The following is a 21,799-nucleotide window of genomic DNA, read 5'->3' on the forward strand; positions in this document are numbered from 1 at the left end:
TGTTATTATGAAAAAAGTAATGTTGGTTTTCGGGACTCGTCCCGAAGCCATTAAAATGGCTCCTTTAGTAAAAGAGTTCCAAATGCATCCTGATCAGTTTCAAACACTCGTTTGTGTGACAGGACAACACCGCGAAATGCTTGATCAAGTTCTTTCTATTTTTGCCATTGAGCCGGATTTTGACTTGAATATAATGAAACAAGGTCAAGATTTGTATGATGTGACAGCACGTGTCCTTTTAGGATTAAGAGATGTCTTTAAAGAGGTACATCCAGATATTGTATTAGTACATGGAGATACGTCAACTTCAACCACTGCCGCATTGGCAGCTTTCTATCAGCAGATACCTGTCGGTCATGTCGAGGCAGGTTTGCGAACTTATGATGTTTATAGTCCCTGGCCTGAAGAAATGAATAGGCAAATTACAGGACGTATCGCGACATACCATTTTGCACCCACATCGTTGAGTCGACAAAATTTATTAGGTGAAGGGGTGAAAGAGGATCGTATATTGATTACAGGTAATACAGTAATAGACGCTCTCTATTGGGTTGTAAATAAAATAAAAGGAAATCGGGAATTGGATGCTGAATTAGAGCATGTTTTAAAAATATCCGGATATGATATTCATCGGTTGGATAATGGCAAGAAGCTCGTATTGATAACAGGACACCGTCGTGAGAATTTTGGGGATGGGTTTATTTCGATGTGCAAAGCTATAAAAGCTTTAACCGAAAAATATCCTGAAGTAGATTTTGTGTATCCAATGCACTTGAATCCTAATGTAAGAAAACCTATTCATGAAGTTTTTGGAGATGATTTATCAACTTTAGATAATATGTTTTTTATTGAACCTTTGGAATACTTGTCATTTGTGTATTTAATGGAAAAGGCGACTATCGTTTTAACGGATAGTGGTGGTATTCAAGAGGAAGCTCCAGGTTTAGGGAAACCAGTATTGGTAATGCGTGATACGACAGAACGTCCTGAAGCGCTTGAAGCAGGGACGGTGAAATTAGTAGGCACAGATTATGACAAAATCATATCTGAAGTTTCCATGCTTTTGGATGATACTGAATATTATGAGGCAATGAGTAAGGCTGTGAATCCTTATGGTGATGGACTAGCTTGTGAAAGAATCATTGAAAAGTTGATTAAAATTGAATAATAAGCCATTGAGTGTATGAATAAATTGTTGCTCGGCCCATGTCCGTGCAAAATTTAAATATACTTCCGAGCAAGGCGGTGATAAAAATGTTGTTTTTTTGATGCTTTTGGGGAACTGTACCGGTTGGTTGCCGAAAAAAGGTAAGTTTAGTGCCGAACAGATTAAGGCTTACCGCCAAAATCTTAAGACCAAAGAGATTATTATAAAAATACGAAGTAAGTTGGATACAATGCTCTTAGATGTGTATTCGCCAAGAGGTGATCTGATAGATAAAGCACTGAACTACCTTCATTCATTTTGATTCCGACTCTTTGCTTATACCAAAGACGGTTTGTACACGATCGACAGTTTTATTGCAGTACGTTTCATACGCCCGTTGTTGGGTGAGCAAAGAACTCGTTATTCTTTGGCAGTAGCAAGCAAGATGACCCGAGTATCGGTCGCTTATTAATACCATCGTATTCATTTGTAAGATGCAGGGGGGCTGCATTGCAATACTTTAAGATGTTTTTCTGGGAAATAGTAAATTTATGAGAATCTTTTTTCAATAGCTATTGGACTAAGTAATAATGCGAATCAGCAGTTGAACTCTGATTCTTGTTTTAAAAAATTAAATAAATAAATGCGATGGCAATTTTTCCCATCGTATGTACCAAAAGTCCGGATGTTGATCTGACTTTCATCGCTCTTTGAATATTTGTTTTCTCATTCAGCCAGTTGAAAAATAATTCTATGGGTTGTCTGACCTTTGATACAGCGGTCGAGAATAGGTCTCTACCGGCTTTTTCTCTTTGAGTAATAACCGGTTGCTCCCCCTTTATAGCTTTGACGGGAGTGAGCATAGAAAGTCCTTGTTCTTGCTGTTTGTTTCCCCAAAAAGAAAAGTCTGAGTATATTTTATCAGCAAAGATGTCCCTGTTTATAATGCAATCAGCGGCTTCTCTTTTAAGGACTGTCAGGTCATTCTCCTCTGCGGATGATAAGATAATCATTTCAGGGAATGGAATGGTTCCCTCCCTACGGAAGGCTAAAGCATGGAGTTTGATACCGAAGTAATACATGTTCTTTGTAGAGCAGTAACCTTTGGTCGCAATTTCAGTAGCGACTTTCCCGGTTTTGTTCTTTCCTGCACAAGTAATAATAGGCATAGAGTCAATAAGTGATGTCATAGAATCGCAGTCTGCTGGTTTAAAGAATGTAATGAGATGCTTTACAAGTTCACTAATGGCCTCATTCATCAGGTTTAACCGATAGTTGAATGTCTGATAAGAAGGGAGGTTTGGGAACCATGAAAGCAAATACTCTTTAGTGAATGTATGTATCTCTTTGATGTTGAAGTATCGCTGATAGGCTCTACAAAATAGATATACGGTAAGCAGTTCCTCATCGGTAAAGATAGGATTTGCATTATTACTGAATCTCTGGCAGTAGAACTTCAGTGAAGACTGGTAAATATCGCAGATATACATATATATTTTTATAAGTTTTAGTTCTTTCTCCTTGGGAATCATAATTAGAATAATGAGTGGTTTTATTCTTCTAATATACTGATTTTCAAGGAAATTAAGAAATAAACAAACGAGATAATTAACTGAATAATAACTTTTTAACTAACTGAATCAAGCAGTGATTTCAACTGCTGATTCGCATTAATAATAAATTTTAAAAATCAACTCCCTTTTTGAATTTATTTAAGAGATAACCGTCTTTCGGAGGCTTTCTTTATGTGATATATCAAAATAGGACGCTAACCTTCAAAAAAGACGGAATTGTAGAATTAAAATATAAAATAGATGAACATATTTTCTTTATATTTTCAAATTCTCTGTGACATGGGCGCAAAATATTTCTTATTTCGCATCTCCTATGAAATTCAACGTAAATCGGGTTTATTACGGTTTAGATATCCGGTGAATTATGCATCGCAGAATTTTTTTTCATTAGAAGAATGGAAAGAGAAAGCGATGCCGTTCTTTTTTGATTCATCAAAAGAGGTTTCATTGAGTAATGTGCATACATATGATTTAGCTTCTGATTTCCAACGTGTTATAAAAGGGGAATGCTACTTTTTTTCATCTAAATGGTATAATTTGGGTGCTGATTATGATTGGGTGACTAATCCCGATACAAATTATAAGTATGACGTATCCAAGCATTGGACTGAGGTGGAGGATATTGTACAAGAAGCCGGAGATATCAAATATGTATGGGAAAAGTCAAGATTTTCATATCTCTATACAGTGATACGATATGATCACTCAACCGGAGAAGATCATAGTCAGTTCGTTTTTAATCAGATACAGGACTGGATTGATAAAAATCCTCTGAATTGCGGACCGAATTATAAGTGTAGTCAGGAGATTTCGTTAAGGGTTCTCAATTGGATTTTTGCTCTATATTATTACAAATCATCCCCTTTTTTAACAGAAAGTTGTTTTCAGAAGATTATAAACTCTATATACTGGCAGATAAAGCACGTCTATGGTAATATTAGTTTCTCAAGAATAGCAGTTCGTAATAATCATGCTATAACGGAGACATTAACATTGTATGTTGTTGGTTTACTTTTTCCCTGGTTTCCGGATGCGAAGTTATGGAAAGCGAAGGGAAAAAAGTGGTTCGAAAAAGAGATCGAGTATCAGATAGCAGAAGATGGAACTTACCTTCAGTTTAGTATGAATTATCATAGGGTGGTGATTCAGTTACTGACATGGGGCATTGCTCTTGCTGAAAGAAATGGAGAATGTTTTAACAAACATGTCTATCAGCGCGCTTATCAATCGGTCAATTTTCTATATCAGTGTCAGGAATTATCGAATGGATATTTACCCAATTACGGTTCGAATGATGGAGCTCTATTCTTTAAATTGAATGATTCAGATTATAGAGATTACCGTCCTCAGCTCGATGCGCTTCATTATTTGCTGACCGGTGAAAATCTTTATGATGATGTATATGAGGATAGAGGTTGGTATGCAAATAACTGGGATTGTATACATGTTGAGTTTACTCCTCTCAGACAAAAGATGGGATGTGTTTCTTTTGATATAGGAGGGTATTATTTGATACGTGAACAGGATACATTGACTTTTATTCGTTGCGGTAAATATAAGGATCGTCCGGCACACGCAGATAATTTGCATATGGATGTCTGGCATAAAGGAGAAAACATATTGATGGACGGAGGTAGTTATAAGTATAATACGGATGCTTCGGATATCAATTACTTTATGGGGACACAATCTCACAATACAATCATGTTGGATAATAATAACCAGATGCTGAAAGGAGCAAGGTTTATATGGTTTTATTGGTCGCAAGCTTTAAAGGCCTCTATACAGGAGTTGGATGAATCTTATTGTTTTTTAGGAGTAGTAAGTTGTTTCAGACAGTTAGGGCAAGATATAACTCATTCAAGAAAGATAATAAAGAAGAAAAATGATCCGAAATGGGTCGTTGAGGATATTGTTTTAAATAAACCTCAAGGGAGCAAAATACATCAACTGTGGCATACACAGTCTTCGAGAATAGACTTTAAATCAGTAGGTCATCATAACATTTCGTCTAAGGGCATGTACTCTGAATATTATGGACAGAAAAAAGAAAATAAGGAAATCGAATTTATAAGTAATTCAGAATCTATAACAACAATTATTCAAGTGATTTAAAATGAAAGTTCTTTATTTCCATCAACATTTTACGGTTCCTACTCAGGCCGGAGGTACACGATCTTATGAATTGGCAAAACGTCTCGTAGAACGTGGACATTCTGTTTGTATGGTATGTGGTGAGACTGCAAAGTTAGATTTACCCCGAACTCAAATCAAAAATGTGCACAGAGGGATGGTGGATGGAATTGATGTGATACAAATAGCTTTACCTTATTCGAATAAGGATGGGATAGCTAAAAGAGCATTGACATTTATAAAGTTTGGTTGGAAAGGAGTACAAATCGCATTAAAAGAAGAGTACGATTTATTGTTTGCCACTTCAACACCATTGACGGCTGGTATTCCGGGAATTGTGATGAAACTGTTCCGAAAGAAAAAATTTATATTCGAGGTACGCGATTTATGGCCGGAACTTCCTAAAGCATTGGGCATAAAGAATCCGTTTCTTCTTTGGGGAATGAGTCTTTTAGAGTGGATGAGTTATCATTATTCGGATGCTTGTGTGGGACTCTCACCTGGAATTTGTGAAGGCATTCGGAAACGTAGTCAGTCTGACAAGCGCATAGCTATGATACCCAATGGGTGTGATTTAGATATATTCAAACCTGCTCCAAGAGAGCTTTTGAAACTAAAAGGTATAAAACCAACGGATAAAGTTGCTGTTTTTACTGGAGCACATGGAATTGCTAATGGGCTGGATGCAATATTGGACGCTGCAAATGAATTGAAAAATAGAGGTAGGAGTGATATTGTATTGGCATTTATCGGTGATGGAAAAATGAAACCCCATCTGATGGATCGAGTGAAAAGAGAAAAATTGGATAGTTGCCGATTTTATGATCCGATGCCTAAGAAAGAATTAAATACAATTGTAGCATCGGCAGATGTGGGGTTAATGGTGTTGGCGAATGTTCCTGCGTTTTATTACGGAACTTCACCTAATAAGTTTTTTGATTATATTTCATCGGGATTAGCTGTTTTGAATAATTATCCCGGTTGGTTGGCCGATATGATTAAAAAAAATGATTTGGGTGTAGTGGTACCACCGAATAATGCACAAGCTTTTGCCAATGGTTTGATTAAGCTGGTAGATGATGATAATTATAGAATGAATGCCGGACAAAATGCAAGGAAGTTTGCAGAAGCTAATTTCTCCAGAATAAAATTAGCTGATGATTTTGTATCGTTTCTTGAAGAAATTTTTTCAACAGACTAATTTTTAAATTTTGGCTATATGTATCGTTCTTTTTTGAAACGTGTAATTGACTTTAGTCTTGTTTTTTGCACTTTGGTGATTTGTTGCCCTATACTTTTCATTATTGTTTTCTGGTTATATTTTGCTAATAAAGGTGCAGGAGTTTTCTTCTTACAAAATCGTCCCGGCAGAGATGGTAAAATCTTCAAAGTTATAAAATTCAAAACCATGACTGATGAGCGTGATTCAAAAGGTTGTCTTTTGCCTGATGCACAACGTTTGACGAAAGTTGGTAAGTTTGTCCGTTCTACTTCTATTGACGAATTACCCCAATTGATAAATGTGCTAAAAGGAGATATGGCTTTGATTGGTCCTCGTCCTTTATTACCTCAATATTTACTTCTATACAGTAAAGAGCAAGCTCGTCGTCATGAAGTTCGGCCCGGTATAACCGGCTGGGCACAAGTGAATGGTCGTAATGCTATTTCTTGGACAAAGAAGTTTGAATTGGATGTGTGGTATGTGGATCATTGTTCTTTCTTGTTGGACTTGAAGATCTTTTTTTTGACTATTAAAAAGGTTTTTGTACGTGAGGGTATCAGTTCTGATACTTCAGTAACAATGGAACCTTTTACTGGAAATAATTAAACGAATGTATTTATATGGTGCCAGTGGTCATGCCAAAGTGATCATTGATATTTTACGAGCCGGTCATGAATCGATTGAAGCGTTGTTTGATGATAATGTGGAGGTTACTTCTCTTCTTGGTCATCCCGTATTACGTCCGTCGGAAGTGCGGGGACCACTGATCGTCAGTATTGGAAATAATCGGATACGGAAGAGGATTGTGGATACTTTGTCCGTGGAGTTTGGATGTGCTATTCATCCTTTGTCCATTGTATCTGAGCTTGCTGATATTGGAGAGGGGAGTGTCGTGATGCAAGGGAGTATTATACAGGTGTGTGCTCAGGTAGGCAGGCATTGTATTATTAATACCGGTGCCTCTGTGGATCATGAATGTGTCATTGAAGATTATGTGCATATTTCTCCGCATTCCACTCTTTGTGGAAATGTATCGGTGGGGGAGGGGAGCTGGATTGGTGCCGGTACTACCGTTATTCCCGGTGTGAAGATAGGAAAGTGGAGTGTGATCGGTGCCGGTTCTGTGGTGACTAAGGATATTCCTGACCGTGTTTTGGCAGTGGGAAACAGATGTGAAATAATTAAGAGTATCTAAGAAAATAGAGAAAGCACTGAACTAAATGGAAAGAATATTGTATCTTTGTAAATGGATACAAATGATTGGGCATTATGAAAGCAAAAAGAGTTTTAAAGCAATATTCAGAGAAAGAAAAGAGCCAAACTATAACATCTATATTGGCTTCTTTTAGATTAGAGGGTATTGTTATCTCTGAAGAAAAGGCTTTAGCTATTTTTCAGAAGGTTCAGTCTCGTCTTCAAAACATTTCTCTATAATTCTTTCCATATACGTATAATTTAATTCCGCAGCTTTCTGAACAGCCTCTATGTAAAGAGGAAACTGTCGGTTGGTGAAGGCGGAAAAATTTAGTCTTGGATATCCCTGCTTTATTGCCATTAAATTGGCTAAAATGCGTGCTGTCCTACCATTGCCCTCTCTGAAAGGATGGATAAATAATAATTCAGCGTGGACTTTGGCTATATCTTTTATTAGTTGCTTTTGATTATTATAGCGATCGGGTAATTCTGATAAAATCTCTTTTTCAAGCGATTGCATAGATTGGGGGATGTATAGCGCAGCCGGAAAGACAAATCCTCCTTTTGAAATATTAACGGTTCTGTATTTTCCTGCAAAAGAGTATAAATCTTGAAATGCAAGTTTGTGAATCTTGCATATATACGCAACATTAAACTTAGTCTTTTCTGTTAGTTCATTTTCTAAGAATAATTCAGAAAACATAAAGCCTTCCAATTCTGCTATTGCAATGTCTTCGGCATTGCTTAGATTTTGAAGGTTGGGGAGAGTTTCTGATTCATTCTCCCTTGTGTCATATTTGCTCATTAATTTTCAGACTTAGTTGATTCTATGACAAATTTATCGTTTTTCTGAGAAAAATACTATTTATAGATATTTAATTTCATCAATATTATGAATAAGCGAATCTGGCTTTCGCTTGCTCACATGGGTGGCCGTGAGCAAGACTTTATAAAAGAGGCCTTTGATACGAACTGGGTTGTCCCTTTGGGACCTAACGTGGATGCCTTTGAGCAATCTTTGGTTGAATATTTACATGAGGACCGTCGTGTGGTGGCCTTGAGTGCCGGAACGGCTGCACTTCACTTGGGCTTGATTCTCCTGGATGTAAAACCCGGTGATGAAGTGATCTGCCAAAGTTTTACTTTTGCCGCCTCTGCCAATCCGATTTCTTATCTGGAGGCCAAACCTGTTTTTGTGGACAGTGAGAAGGATACCTGGAATATGGATCCGGTATTACTCGAGGAGGCTATAAAGGACCGTTTGCGCAAGACGGGTAAGCTCCCGAAAGCGATCATTCCCGTTCACCTTTACGGTATGCCTGCCAAGATGGACGAGATCATGGAGATTGCGGGTCGTTATGGGATTCCGGTTCTGGAGGATGCTGCCGAGGCGTTGGGTGCGGAACTGAACGGACGGAAGTGTGGCACTTTTGGTGAATTGGCCGCGCTTTCTTTCAATGGGAATAAGATGATCACGACTTCCGGGGGAGGTGCTCTGATTTGTCGCACGGAGGAAGAGGCCCGGCAAACAAAGTTCTACGCTACGCAGGCTCGTGATGCCGCTCCACATTATCAGCATACCCACATCGGTTACAACTATCGGATGAGTAATATTTGTGCGGGTATCGGTCGTGGGCAGATGTTTGTCCTCGATGAACATGTTGCCCGAAGACGGGCTATACATACTCTTTATACGGAGTTGCTTAAGGACGTTCCCGGTATAACGGTTCTTCAAAACCCTGATGGGAGGTTTGATTCAAATTTCTGGTTAACTTGTATCCTGGTTGATCCGAGTGTTGCCGGTAAGACTCGTGAGGACATTCGTTTGAAACTGGATGCTGAGAATATAGAGACTCGTCCTTTGTGGAAGCCGATGCATCTTCAGCCTGTATTTGTAGATGCTCCATTCTATGGAAACGGTACGAGTGAACACTTATTTGATATCGGCCTTTGTCTGCCTTCAGGACCGACATTGACGGATGAAGATATCAAGAGAGTAGTAGATACGATCAGACAAGATATGTAAAAGTATACCCGTTGGGGTATAAATAAATACTGTGCTCCCGCTTTTATACCATATCGGGTATAAAAGTGGGAGTCTTTTATTATACTTGTGCCCCAACAGGTATAATATGGAAAATCAAACGATAGCAGAATACGTAAAACAAATGCGTAGGGAAACTGGACTAACACAGGTGGATCTGTCAGAGAAAGTCGGTGTAGATTAGGTTTTGTACATGCGTTGAAACTGTTGATAATATGATACTTATAACTTTCCCTGAGTGATCGGTTCCAGATGCCCTGTTTTCCTTTGTCATCTTCCTGTAAATGTCCACCTTTGCAATGTTGATCAACGAAATGTGAATAAAATTAGTAGTAATAACATGAACAAAAGGAGATTAGGAATATGACTTTATTTTATAGAGCAGTACAATCGACCATGGCAACTAAGGCCGGTGACAAGAAGTGGCATTTGAATCTGGTGAAGATAGGTAAAACGGTGTCCACCCAGCAACTGGCAGAGATGATTGCGGAGAAGTCGTCATTGACCCCGGGTGATGTGCATAATGTGGTCCGGAACTTAATGACGGCAATGCGCAGCGAGTTATTGAACAGTAAGACGGTACGCCTGGAAGGGTTGGGTACTTTTACGATGAAGGCGCGTAGCCGGGGGAGGGGAGTAGACAAAGAGGAGGATGTCAATCCGAACCAGGTGGGGGCTCTTCTCTGTCACTTCACACCGAAATATACCCGGCCTGCCGCTATTGGCACTACCCGTGCATTGCTTCAGGGTGTTGAGTTTCAGAAGATAGGCAGTATCGGCACTTCGGGCGGTCATGATTCCGGTAATGGTGATGGAGACATTGTGGATGATCCGACTGCATAATAACTTTAATCAGATAAATACATGAAGAAGAATAGCTGGAATATCCTTTTAAAGGTGATTATAGCTGTGGCAAGCGCCATTGCAGGAGTGATAGGAGGGCAGGGATTGCTCTGATAGTTGACCGATCGTTTCGGTTGAAAAAATAAATGCCGGTATCTGTTCGGAAGAATGGGTACCGGCATTTATTATTATGGTTAGCAAAACCGATAATTAAGAATAATCTTGTATATTTGTGAGTGAAACGATTAATAGAAATGTGTTATGGCTAAACTTTACCCGATTGGGATACAGAACTTTGAGAAAATACGTAGGGAAGGCTATCTTTATATAGATAAGACTGCATTAGTCTGTAGATTGGTAAAAACGGGTTCATATTATTTCCTGAGCCGTCCCCGTCGCTTTGGCAAGAGTCTGCTGATATCTACTCTTGAAGCTTATTTTCAAGGGAAAAAGGACTTGTTTCGTGGTTTGGCTATGGAGGAGTTGGAAAAAGATTGGATAAAATATCCGATTTTACATCTGGATCTGAACACCGAAAAGTATGATACGCCCGAAAGCCTGGATCGAATATTGAACGATACGTTGGCTAAATGGGAAATGGTGTACGGGACTGCTCCTTCTGAAACTTCTATTCCTTTGCGTTTCAAGGGTATTGTACAGCGTGCCTGTGAACAGTCGGGGCAGCGGGTGGTGATTTTGATTGATGAATATGATAAACCGATGTTGCAGGCTATCGGTAATGAGGAGTTGGGAGAGAAGTATCGTGATACACTGAAAGGTTTTTATTCTGTGCTGAAAACGATGGACGGGTATATCCGCTTTGCCCTTTTGACGGGAGTTACCAAGTTTGGTAAGGTAAGTGTGTTTAGTGACCTGAATAATCTGAACGATATCTCTATGGACGAACCTTATGTGGAGTTGTGTGGAATTACAGAAAAGGAAATCCATCATTATCTGGAACCGGAAATTCGTCAGTTGGCGAAATATCAAAAGATGTCGTACGAAGATGCTTGCCGGGAGCTGAAGGAACGGTATGATGGTTATCATTTCACGGAAAATTCTATCGGTTTATATAATCCGTTCAGTATACTGAATACTTTTTATAAGATGAAGTTTGGCAGTTACTGGTTCGAAACAGGTACTCCGTCTTATTTGGTAAAACTTTTACTGCGTGATAAATATGACTTGCAACAGCTGGCGCACGATGAGGCGACATCAGATATGCTGAATTGCATAGATTCTACTTCGAAGAATCCTCTGCCGGTGATTTATCAGAGTGGCTATCTGACGATAAAAGGGTATGATGAACGTTTTGATATCTACCGCCTGGGATTTCCCAATCGGGAAGTAGAGGAAGGATTTATCAGGTATTTACTTCCTTTTTATGCAAATATTGATAAAGGACAAACAGGGTTTCATATAACCAGGTTCGTTTCTGAAGTGGAACAGGGAGATTGTGATGCTTTCTTTCGTCGTCTGCAAAGTTTCTTCGCCGATACTCCTTATGAACTGGTACGTGACTTGGAGTTGCATTATCAGAATGTTCTTTTTATTGTTTATAAGTTACTTGGTTTTTATGTCCAGGCGGAGTATCATACTTCTAACGGGCGCATCGATATGGTTTTGAAGACAGACCGATACATTTATGTGATGGAGTTCAAATTTGACGGGAGTGCGGAAGAGGCTTTGAAACAGATAGAAGAAAAGGGATATGCCGCTCCGTTTGCCAATGATCCCCGTCAACTGCTAAAGGCAGGAGTGAACTTTAGCTCGAAAACAAGGAATATTGATTGTTGGGTCGTGGATTGACTCTAAATTCCATATGATAATCTGAATATTACACATCTGTGTGATCTGTTAATCTGTGGTGAAAAAGAGTTCATTGAAGAATGTTCCCGATACGTTGAATCTCGTCTGTACTGAACTTACAGTTTTCCGTCACTTTCAGATTGTCTTCCAGTTGCTTGACGGAGCTCGCGCCGACGATAACAGAGGTTACCAGATCATCTTTCAAGACCCAGGCCAATGCCATTTCGGCTAAGGTCTGTCCCCGACTACCTGCCACTTCATTCAATGCTTTGATTTTATTGAATACTTGCTCGGTCAATTGCTCTTTCTTCAGGAAACCTCCGCGGGCTATTCTTGAGTCTTCCGGAATTCCATTTAGATACCGGTTGGTGAGCAGACCTTGAGCCAGAGGAGAAAAGGCGATAAAGCCCGTACCATTTTCTTTGGCTTGTTGCAGAATGCCTTGTTCTTCCGGTTCGCGGTTAAACAGGTTGTATCGTCCCTGATAGAGTAGACAATGCACGTCTCGTTCTTCCAGATATCGGTAGGCGAACTCTGCCTTTTCTTTGGGGTATTTGGATATACCGATGTAGAGGGCTTTACCTTGCCGGACAATATCGACGAGCGCCTGAAGAGTTTCTTCAAGTGGAGTTTCGGGGTCGTAACGATGGGTATAGAAAATATCGACATACTCCAGATTCATACGTTTTAAACTCTGGTTGAGACTGCTCATCAGGTATTTTCGGGAGCCCCAGTTTCCGTAAGGACCTTCCCACATATCATGGCCGGCTTTGGTGGATATGAATAGTTCATCCCGATAGGGCATAAAGGATTTCTTCATGATGAGTCCGAACGTTTCTTCAGCTGAGCCGTAAGAGGGACCGTAGTTATTAGCCAGGTCGAAATGTGTGATACCTTTGTCGAATGCAAAGTGAGCCATCCGGAGGCTGTTGGCTAATGTGTCAACATCACCAAAGTTATGCCAGAGGCCCAGAGAAACTTCCGGTAACAGTATACCGCTTTTACCACAACGACGGTACTTCATCCCACCGGAGTATCTTGCTTTATCGGCTGAATAAATAGGATTGATCATATGCTGAGATCTTTTGAAGATTAACTATGATGCAAAGATAATCGATTTATGGAGCAACATAGGTTATCAAAATAATAATTGTATTATGAATGGATAAAATAATACTGGATGGTTTGATGGAATCCCGATAATTTTGCATTATTGAAAAGCGTATGAACTAAAAACAGTGGAGACAGAATATGAAAGACATGCAAACAAAAATAGTAATGATAGGGATTCTACTTTCTACAGGTATAATGTTGAGGGCTCAGGACAATGGAGGGTGTGAGGATTGTCCGGCTTTTAATGCAGGAGGAAAAGTGGAAGTCCGTGGTGTAAAAGAGAGGATTATCGGAGATTTGTCGCAACCGGTCGCAGTTCGTGTAAGGACGCTGATTCAACAGATGACATTGGCAGAGAAGGTAGCTCAGTTGGTGAGCGAAAGTGATAGCATTCCGCGGTTGAATCTTCCTGCTTATAATTATTGGAATGAATGTCTTCACGGAGTGGCTCGTGCCGGTGAAGTGACAGTCTTTCCGCAAGCCATTAATCTGGCTTCTACCTGGGATACGGTGTTAGTCAAACGGGTGGCTTCTGCTATTTCTACGGAGGCACGGTTGAAATATCTGGAGATAGGAAAAGGGCTCACTTACTGGTCGCCTACTATAAACATGGCGCGTGATCCACGCTGGGGAAGAAATGAAGAGACTTATGGTGAAGATCCGCATCTGACTTCGCGACTTGGAGTGGCTTTTGTTAAAGGCTTACAGGGGGATCATCCGACTTATCTGAAAACTGTCGCAACAATCAAACATTTTGTGGCCAATAACGAAGAGAACAATCGTTTCTCCAGTTCTTCACAAATACCGACGAAACAGCTATATGAATATTATTTCCCCGCTTACGAGGCTTGTGTGAAAGAGGCAAACGCACAATCGGTAATGACAGCTTATAATGCTTTTAACGGAGTACCACCCAGCGGTTCGCATTGGTTACTCGATGATGTGCTGAGAAAAGAATGGGGATTCGATGGATTTGTAGTTTCTGATTGCGGGGCTATTGGGGTGATGAATTGGCAGCACCGGGTGGTAAACTCGCTGGAGGAGGCAGCTGCTTTAGGAGTAAACAGTGGTTGTGATCTGGAATGTGGTACTACTTATAAGGAAAAACTTGTTCAAGCGGTAGAACAAGGATTAATTTCAGAAGCTGCTATTGACCGGGCTTTGACAAGAGTATTAACGGCACGGTTTAAGTTGGGAGAGTTTGATCCGATGGAACTTGTCCCATATAATCATTATGATAAGAAACTATTGGCAGGAAAGAAATTTGCAGAACTTGCTTATGAGGCTGCTGTTAAGTCGGTCGTGCTATTGAAAAACGATGCTTTGTTACCTTTAAATAAAGAAAAGATTAAATCTGTAGCCGTAGTAGGACCGTTTGCCGATTACAATTATTTGGGGGGATATAGCGGACAGCCTCCTTATTCGGTTAGCCTTTTGAAAGGAGTGAAGGAGCTGATAGGTAAAAAAGGGAAAGTCACTTATCTGAACGGAATGGGAACCTCTGCGGATTCTATAGCGCAAGTGGTAAAAGGGGCAGATATAGTACTTGTAGCTTTGGGTAGTGATGAAAAAATGGCACGAGAAAACCATGATATGCCTTCTATTTATTTACCGGAGGAACAAGAGAAGTTTCTAAAAAAGATTTATCAGGTGAATCCGAGAATTGTATTGGTTTTCCACACGGGAAATCCGTTGACTTCCGAATGGGCGGATACACATATACTGGCTATTATGCAGGCTTGGTATCCGGGACAGGAAGCGGGTAGGGCTTTGGCCAATTTGCTGTTTGGAAATGAAAATCCGTCGGGTAAGTTGCCTATGACTATCTACAAAACCGAAGAACAGTTACCGGATATACTGGATTTTGATATGTGGAAAGGGCGTACTTATCGTTATATGAAAGGGGAACCTTTATATGGTTTCGGCCATGGATTGAGTTATACATCTTTTGAGTTCGATAATATACAAGGGAATGATACTTTGCAGCCGGATGCGATTTTACAATGTTCGGTCGAGTTATCCAATTCAGGTCAGTTAGCAGGAGAAGAAGTGGTTCAGGTCTATGTTTCGAGGGAGAATACTCCTGTTTACACATATCCGTTGAAAAAATTAGTGGCATTTAAAAAAGTAAAACTTGCTTCAGGTGAGAAAAAGAAAGTGGATTTTACTATAGCTCCCCGGGAGTTATCAGTTTGGGAAGATGGGAAATGGAGGATGCTTTCCGGAAAGTATACTTTGTTTATCGGTTCCGGACAACCGGGGTTGGCGAAAGGTATTACGAAAGGTTTTGAGGTTAAGATAAGGTAAAGTTAGTTTTTACAGGTTCTGGGGTAGTAGTTGTTTTTTTAAGGAAAGATTGTTTGAAGGTGATTTCTGTATGTACTTGTTCTCTGATGTAGAGGGTGTGCTGATTGTATCAGTATCAGATAAAATAATACTGGATTGTTAATAATAACTGCACTAATTTTACATTTGAGAAAGTTCCCCGATATTGGGATGAAATAAGTCTCAATTTCGTCTTTTAGATAAACTATGGTGGAATAACGGATGCATTAAAGGCAAAAAGCGAATAAAGAGTGTTTGTTTGAATTGCATAAGTGAATGATAAAATCATATTTGTTTGTTCTGCCGGTTGACTCTATTTTTGCATTATCACAAAATTAATCATTTAAAATCAGTGTAATAGTATGAAGAACATGATGTTGTTTCTGATGGCACTCTTAATGAGTGGCCATATGATGGCTCAGCAAACCATTGTTACAGGTGTAATTACCGATGCTAACGATGGATCTCCATTGATCGGAGCCAATGTTCTGGTTAAAGGTGCCGGAACCGGTTCTATTGCCAATGTGGACGGTAAGTATAGTGTTAACGTCCCAAATGGTAAGAATGTATTGGTCTTTTCGTGTGTAGGTTATAAAGAACAGGAGATCACTTTAAAACCCGGACAAAAAGTGCTCAATGTGACCATGAAAGAGGATACTGAACTACTGGATGAAGTAGTAGTTATAGGCTATGGCTCCATGAAGAAGAGTGACTTGACTGGTTCGGTCACCAGCATCAAAAGTGAAGATTTAATGAAAACAAACCCGATTAGTATTAATCAGGGACTCCAAGGGCGTATTGCAGGTGTGCAGGTTAACCAGAATGATGGTGCTCCCGGAGCCGGGGTAAGTATTCAGATTCGTGGTGCTAATTCATTCTCCACCTCTACCGAACCGCTTTATATCGTGGATGGTATTCCTTTTACCAGTAGTGGAATGCCGGGAACAGGCAAAGACGGTATGATGCAGACAGCCAATCCGCTTTCGACAATTAATCCGTCGGATATCGAATCTATTGAGATCTTGAAAGATGCCTCTGCCACAGCCATCTATGGATCGCGTGGTGCAAATGGTGTGGTATTGATTACTACCAAACGTGGTGCAAAAGGAAAAGATAATATCAGCTTCAGTGCTAATTTCGGAATATCGAAAGTAGTGAAGAAATTGGATATGTTGGATGGATATGCATATGCGATGTATAGGAATGAAGCAGCGCAGATGTTTAATGAATACGAGAATGCGAATGAAGCAATTCCATATCCGGGTACTTCCAAAGTAGATCCCAGTACCGGTGAATCTGTTTATTCTCCTGGACCGGAGGACTATCGGAATGGTACATATCCTAGCGTAAATTGGCAGGATGAAGTATTTGAAACAGCATTTTCCCAGGAATACAATCTGAGCGTGAACGGTTCGAATGATAAAGGATATTATGCAATCTCCGGTAATATTTTGGATCAGAGTGGTATCATTCATAACTCCGGATACAAACGTTATTCATTCCGTGCGAACTTGGCTCGTAAAGTACATGAATGGATTGAAATAGGTACGAATATGAGTTTTACCAATTCGCTGAATAAACTTGCTAAAACGAATTCTGTCAGTGACGGTATTATTCGTGGTGCTTTATTTTATCCGGCTACCGCTCCGCTGGATGATGAAACGAATAATGCCCAGTTGAACTGGTTCTCTTCTAATCCTTATGTATATACACGTGCTGCTAAAGATGAACTGACAACGAATAGTTTCTTTTCTTCTTCATTTGTAGAGATCACTCCGTACAAAGATTTGAAGGTTCGTCAGAATGTTGGTTTCTCCTACAATATCAATGAACGTGATGTGTATTACAACAGGGAAACAGTAGAAGGTAAAGATCCGACAAACGGATATGCTTCCAAGGCAGATAACTGGTCGAAAAACCTGGTACTTGAAACGATGGCAACTTATAATAAGACCTTTAATAGGAATCATTCGCTAAATGTAGTCGCAGCTTTCTCTTATGAAAGAGGGGATTATGGTAATAAGGCAATGGTAGCTACCGGATTTCCGCAAGACTTGACAGAAGATTTTGATATGAGTGCTGCTGTGAATCCTCAGAAACCGACTAGCGGGCGAGGAATGACTTCTTTGGTTTCCTTTTTGGGACGTGCCAACTATAATCTGATGAATAAATATCTGTTTACTGCCTCTTTCCGCCGAGATGGTTCCAGTAAGTTTGCGCCTGGTAATAAATGGTCGAACTTTGCTTCAGGGGCTATTGCCTGGAGAGCATCAGAAGAACAGTTTATTAAAGATCTGAATGTGTTTAGTAACCTGAAATTCCGTGCAAGTTATGGACAAACAGGTAATCAGGCGATTGGGGCATATGCTACCCGTGACTATCTGACTGTGGCCAATTATCCAATTAATGGTGCACTTGCCAGTGGATTTGCTAATCTGACTTGGAGAGGACCGGCCAATCCGGACCTGAAGTGGGAAACTACCAGCCAGTATAATGTAGGAGTGGATATGGGTTTCTTCCAGAATAGAATTAATCTGACTATTGATCTGTATTATAAGAAAACATCTGATTTGTTACAGAATATACAGATACCCCAAAGTACAGGTTTTTCAAATATGACGACAAATTTTGGTAACGTAACCAATAAAGGACTTGAAATTACGGGAAAATTTTATGCAATCACCGGAAAGAATCTCAATTGGGACTTTGATGCTAATATTTCTTTTAATCGTAATAAAATCAGTGGTCTTCCGGGCGATCAGTTTGCTCAAGGATGGAGTAAGGCTGATAATGTGTTCTTACAGCGTAACGGAATGCCGATCGGAACCATTTATGGATTTGTGGAAGACGGCTTTTATGATAATATAGCTGAGGTGAGAGCTGATCCGTTCTATGCAAAAGAGTCGGAGGCTGTATGTAAAGCAATGGTAGGTGAGGTAAAATATAAGGATTTTGATGGGGTAGCCGGTATTACGAATGCCGATCGTCAGGTAATTGGTGACACGAATCCGGACTTTACGTTTGGTATGACTCACAATTTTACTTATAAGAATTTCTCTTTGAGTTTTTTCCTGCAAGGCTGTGTCGGAGGTGATATTTTTAATGCAAACTTGCTTGAAGTGACTATGAGTGGTATTGGTAATATTCCTCAGAATATATATGAATCCCGTTGGACACCCGAAAATCGGGAGAATGCCAAATGGCCGAAAGCTTATGCCGGCTATGGGAGAACAATGAAGTTGTCCGACCGCTATGTAGAAGATGGATCTTATCTGAGAATGAAGAACATTAATCTGGGCTATAAGTTTATTTCTCCATTCAAAGGAATCGAATCTATCAATCTGTTTGCTTCCGTTAGTAATGTATTTACCATTTCGGGATATAGTTGGTATGATCCGGATGTAAATTCTTTCGGAAGTGATGCTTCCCGTCGTGGTGTAGACTTATTCTCATATCCAAGCAGTCGCACCTTCTCATTTGGTTTACAATGTACATTCTGATGTTTAACTCAAATCAAGAAAAGTCATGAAAAAAATAATATTCAAATCGTTTTTATTGTTATGGACGGTCTTGTTGGCATGTTCATGCAATGATTTACTGGATGAAAAGGCCTATGATTTTGTGTCGCCTGAGCAGTTGGGCGACAGTGAAAGTGCAGCTTCTCAGCTCGTGACAGGAGCCTATAATACGGTGATCACCAGCTTTATTGCTCCGGGATCTTATCTTTACCTGACCAATATGGACTGTGACTACGCATCAGGAGCTTCATGGGCATTCGGTAATGTGGGAGCGGGAAACCCACAAGGTTTTTGGGGGATAGACCACATGTGGCAAGGTAGTTATACGTTAATCCACCGGGCAAATCTGGGTATATCCAAGATTTCGGCAATGAGTAATCTGAGCCAGGAGAGTAAACAGGATGCTTTAGCTCAACTCTGTTTCCTTAAAGCATGGGCTTATTTTAATTTGGTGAGAAATTACGGTCCTGTACCTATTTTCCGGAAATCCATTTCGGAAGGAGAAGCTATGAGTCAACCTCGTGCATCGGTTTCGGATGTATATGCACATATTATCGAATTGTTGGAACAGGCTGAAGGTATGTACTCAAAAGATGATGCAGGTTTCGTGGTGGGGCATGCTTCAAATGGAGCTGCTAAAGCATTGTTGGCGAAGGTATATGTTACTATGGCTTCCGGGGCGATGTCCGGTGTGCCTATCGTGGTTAAGGGAGGAAATCCGAATATATTTGAACCACAACCTATCACGCACATTGCAAAGACTGTTGCAGGTTATGAGTCTTTTGATCCGGCCAAGTATTATGCGTTGGCACGTGACAAAGCTTGGGAGGTGATAAACGAATATACCCTGTTTGATAATTATATGGACGTATGGGCCATAGGAAACCGTAATAAGGGAGAACACATCTGGATGGCACAGGCCATCAGCGGTGATAAGGACTTTGGAAACACGATCTGTCAGGATTATGTGGGCATTTTCAAAGAAGACGGTACGATGGAAGGTAACTGGTATGGTATGCGCGATCACTGGTATCTGCTTTTCGAAGAACAGGATAAGCGTATTGTCGATGGAGTTATTCATCGATATGCGTCGGATGGTATATCCAATGGTAAGGTTATCTATAACTATTATCCCCGTTGGTATGCAGATAAAGTGGAGAATAAGGAGGTATATGACAGTCAGGGCAATGCTTTTGATGGTACGGAAGTCTATCATGAAGGTCAGGGGTGGACATTGGCGAAGTTGACAAAATTTACTTTTGTTACAGACCGGAAACAAAAAAACAGTGATTTTCACTTTCCGTTACTCCGTTTGCCGGATATCATGTTGATTTATGCTGAGGCTGTCAATGAATTGAATGGTGGGCCGGACGCTGAGGCCTATAATCAGGTGAACCGCATTCGTACGCGTGCACATGCCACTCCGTTCTCCGGAATGAATCAGGATGAATTCCGTTCGGCTGTACTGGAAGAGCGTGCCCGCGAATTGGCCTATGAAGCTGACCGCCGTTATGATCTTTTCCGTTGGGGTATCTATCTGGATGTGATGAATGCCATCGATATGGATGAGCATAATGTGACTAAACGTCGTTTGGAACGAAATCTTCTTTATCCGATACCTACCAGTGAAGTGAACTCTAATGATAAGATTGATTCTAATAATCCGGGATGGTAATGAATACATTCGTAACATTTAAAATTGAAGATGCAATGAAAACATTTAGATATATTTTATTCGTGTGGGTGATGCTGGGCTGTGGGCTTTTTGCATCATGTGAGGACGATGAAGTGGAATATGCTCCTTTGGCGGTTACAAGGGTATCTACCGTACTTGACCGTGAGCAGGGCATTGATCAGGCTAATCTTGCACAGTACATCATAGTGCAAGGTACGGGACTGAATGCTGTTAATTCAATTCTGGTGAATGATGTGCAGGTTGATTTGAAAGACGCATACATCACTTCCGGAGAAATTACTTTTCCGATTCCAAGAGTGATTCCGGGAGAAATAAATAATCTGATAACTTTAGGGAGTGGAAATTCTACAGTGACAGCTCCGATATCAGTGTTTATCCCCGAATTGGAAGTGAATGGAATGTTCAATGAATTTACACCGGCCGGTGATACAATGAAAGTAGTCGGCGATTATTTCGATCTTTATGAGATAACGACCGAATCGGGACAACTGTTCTTTGGTGGTAAAGAAGTGAAAATTACAAAATCAACGGGCAACAGCTTGAGTTTTGTATTGCCGGAAGATGCTGTAATGGGATCAAAAATTAAATTAGTCAGTCCGGTTTGTGGAGAGGTAACGGTTCCAGGTAAATATATGGAAAAAGGCAACATGCTGTGTGACTTTGATCCGTTTACCGGTTGGGGAGGTAGTAAATATGTGATAGATGGTCCTGTGCCTGCTCCGTACAGTGGATACTTCTCCCGTTTCAAGATCAATAAAGGGGATGCGAACGATTGGGACTGGAACGAGGTGACTACTATTGCACAGTGTGCTGTCGAATATTCTCCGGAGGTTATTGCCGATCAAAATAAATATTTGCTGAAGTTTGAAGTAAATACAATCAAACCATTGACTAAAAGGCAGATTCGTTTCTATTTTTCACAGATCAATTACGATTGGGAACCTTTTGCATCGGGACTTGCTCTGAATACAAATGGAGAATGGAAAACCGTTTCTATTGATCTGGGAGAGATGTGGAAAGGAGATATTCCTAATGATGGAGTCCTGCAGATTATGGGTAATAGTTGGGCGGAAGATACGGATATCTGTTTTGATAATTTCCGTATCGTTCCCAAAGATTAAGGTGTGCTTAGCAAAAAGCAGATTATAATCTGCTTGATGTAGGGTAGAGTTGGTAAAAGA

General features: G+C 40.2%; 16 protein-coding genes. 13 read left to right on the top strand and 3 right to left on the bottom strand.

The window, feature by feature from the left end:
• The first annotated feature begins 7 nt into the window (after nt 1-7).
• On the top strand, nt 8-1,168 hold the full coding sequence (gene wecB, locus BF9343_RS03485) for a non-hydrolyzing UDP-N-acetylglucosamine 2-epimerase (protein WP_010992173.1): 1,161 nt from the start codon (nt 8-10) through the stop codon (nt 1,166-1,168).
• A gap of 602 nt (nt 1,169-1,770) precedes the next feature.
• Here wecB and BF9343_RS03495 read toward each other — a convergent pair.
• Entirely contained in the window at nt 1,771-2,406 is a 636-nt protein-coding gene (locus BF9343_RS03495; RefSeq protein ID WP_224223181.1) for a transposase, read from the bottom strand.
• A gap of 555 nt (nt 2,407-2,961) precedes the next feature.
• On the opposite strand from BF9343_RS03495, the gene BF9343_RS03500 reads away from it, so the two are divergent.
• From BF9343_RS03500 to BF9343_RS03515, 4 genes are read left to right on the top strand one after another with little or no spacing between them, the layout of a single operon-like run.
• On the top strand, nt 2,962-4,836 hold the full coding sequence (locus tag BF9343_RS03500) for a heparinase II/III domain-containing protein (RefSeq protein WP_010992175.1): 1,875 nt from the start codon (nt 2,962-2,964) through the stop codon (nt 4,834-4,836).
• A 1-nt stretch (nt 4,837) separates the two neighbouring features.
• Nucleotides 4,838-6,055, top strand: coding sequence for a glycosyltransferase family 4 protein (locus BF9343_RS03505; protein WP_010992176.1), 1,218 nt, complete (start codon nt 4,838-4,840; stop codon nt 6,053-6,055).
• Nucleotides 6,056-6,073: 18 nt separating this feature from the next.
• Nucleotides 6,074-6,682 (top strand): sugar transferase, encoded by a 609-nt coding sequence (locus BF9343_RS03510; protein ID WP_010992177.1) that lies wholly within the window; start codon nt 6,074-6,076, stop codon nt 6,680-6,682.
• Between the two features lie 4 nt (nt 6,683-6,686).
• Nucleotides 6,687-7,271, top strand: coding sequence for an acetyltransferase (locus BF9343_RS03515; RefSeq protein WP_010992178.1), 585 nt, complete (start codon nt 6,687-6,689; stop codon nt 7,269-7,271).
• 192 nt (nt 7,272-7,463) lie between these two features.
• On the opposite strand, the gene BF9343_RS03520 is transcribed toward BF9343_RS03515, so the two are convergent.
• Nucleotides 7,464-8,075 (bottom strand): Fic/DOC family protein, encoded by a 612-nt coding sequence (locus tag BF9343_RS03520; protein WP_005818407.1) that lies wholly within the window; start codon nt 8,073-8,075, stop codon nt 7,464-7,466.
• 87 nt (nt 8,076-8,162) lie between these two features.
• On the opposite strand from BF9343_RS03520, the gene BF9343_RS03525 reads away from it, so the two are divergent.
• From BF9343_RS03525 to BF9343_RS03535, 4 genes are all read left to right on the top strand, one after another.
• Nucleotides 8,163-9,296 (top strand): DegT/DnrJ/EryC1/StrS family aminotransferase, encoded by a 1,134-nt coding sequence (locus BF9343_RS03525; protein WP_010992179.1) that lies wholly within the window; start codon nt 8,163-8,165, stop codon nt 9,294-9,296.
• A gap of 381 nt (nt 9,297-9,677) precedes the next feature.
• The gene (locus BF9343_RS03530) at nt 9,678-10,157 is read left to right on the top strand and encodes an HU family DNA-binding protein (protein WP_010992181.1); all 480 of its coding nucleotides are present in this window, start codon (nt 9,678-9,680) and stop codon (nt 10,155-10,157) included.
• Between the two features lie 21 nt (nt 10,158-10,178).
• On the top strand, nt 10,179-10,271 hold the full coding sequence (locus tag BF9343_RS23575; RefSeq protein ID WP_005784981.1) for a smalltalk protein: 93 nt from the start codon (nt 10,179-10,181) through the stop codon (nt 10,269-10,271).
• Between the two features lie 147 nt (nt 10,272-10,418).
• The gene (locus tag BF9343_RS03535) at nt 10,419-11,966 is read left to right on the top strand and encodes an ATP-binding protein (protein ID WP_005796126.1); all 1,548 of its coding nucleotides are present in this window, start codon (nt 10,419-10,421) and stop codon (nt 11,964-11,966) included.
• 70 nt (nt 11,967-12,036) lie between these two features.
• Here BF9343_RS03535 and BF9343_RS03540 read toward each other — a convergent pair whose 3' ends face one another.
• Nucleotides 12,037-13,038: an aldo/keto reductase gene (locus BF9343_RS03540; protein WP_005796125.1), complete on the bottom strand. Its 1,002-nt coding sequence runs from the start codon at nt 13,036-13,038 to the stop codon at nt 12,037-12,039.
• Nucleotides 13,039-13,217: 179 nt separating this feature from the next.
• Between BF9343_RS03540 and BF9343_RS03545 the strand changes: the two genes are divergently transcribed.
• The 4 genes from BF9343_RS03545 (at nt 13,218) to BF9343_RS03560 (ending at nt 21,739) form a co-directional block, all read left to right on the top strand.
• The gene (locus tag BF9343_RS03545; RefSeq protein WP_010992182.1) at nt 13,218-15,386 is read left to right on the top strand and encodes a glycoside hydrolase family 3 C-terminal domain-containing protein; all 2,169 of its coding nucleotides are present in this window, start codon (nt 13,218-13,220) and stop codon (nt 15,384-15,386) included.
• A gap of 380 nt (nt 15,387-15,766) precedes the next feature.
• Entirely contained in the window at nt 15,767-18,904 is a 3,138-nt protein-coding gene (locus BF9343_RS03550; RefSeq protein WP_005784991.1) for a SusC/RagA family TonB-linked outer membrane protein, read from the top strand.
• A 25-nt stretch (nt 18,905-18,929) separates the two neighbouring features.
• Complete coding sequence (locus BF9343_RS03555) at nt 18,930-20,597, top strand: RagB/SusD family nutrient uptake outer membrane protein (protein ID WP_010992183.1); 1,668 nt, start codon at nt 18,930-18,932, stop codon at nt 20,595-20,597.
• Entirely contained in the window at nt 20,597-21,739 is a 1,143-nt protein-coding gene (locus tag BF9343_RS03560; protein WP_005796119.1) for a glycan-binding surface protein, read from the top strand. Before BF9343_RS03555 ends, BF9343_RS03560 begins: the two co-directional genes overlap by 1 nt.
• Nucleotides 21,740-21,799: the final 60 nt, after the last annotated feature.

Origin of the sequence: Bacteroides fragilis NCTC 9343 (genome assembly GCF_000025985.1) — a bacterium.
In the GTDB taxonomy this organism is placed as follows: domain Bacteria; phylum Bacteroidota; class Bacteroidia; order Bacteroidales; family Bacteroidaceae; genus Bacteroides; species Bacteroides fragilis.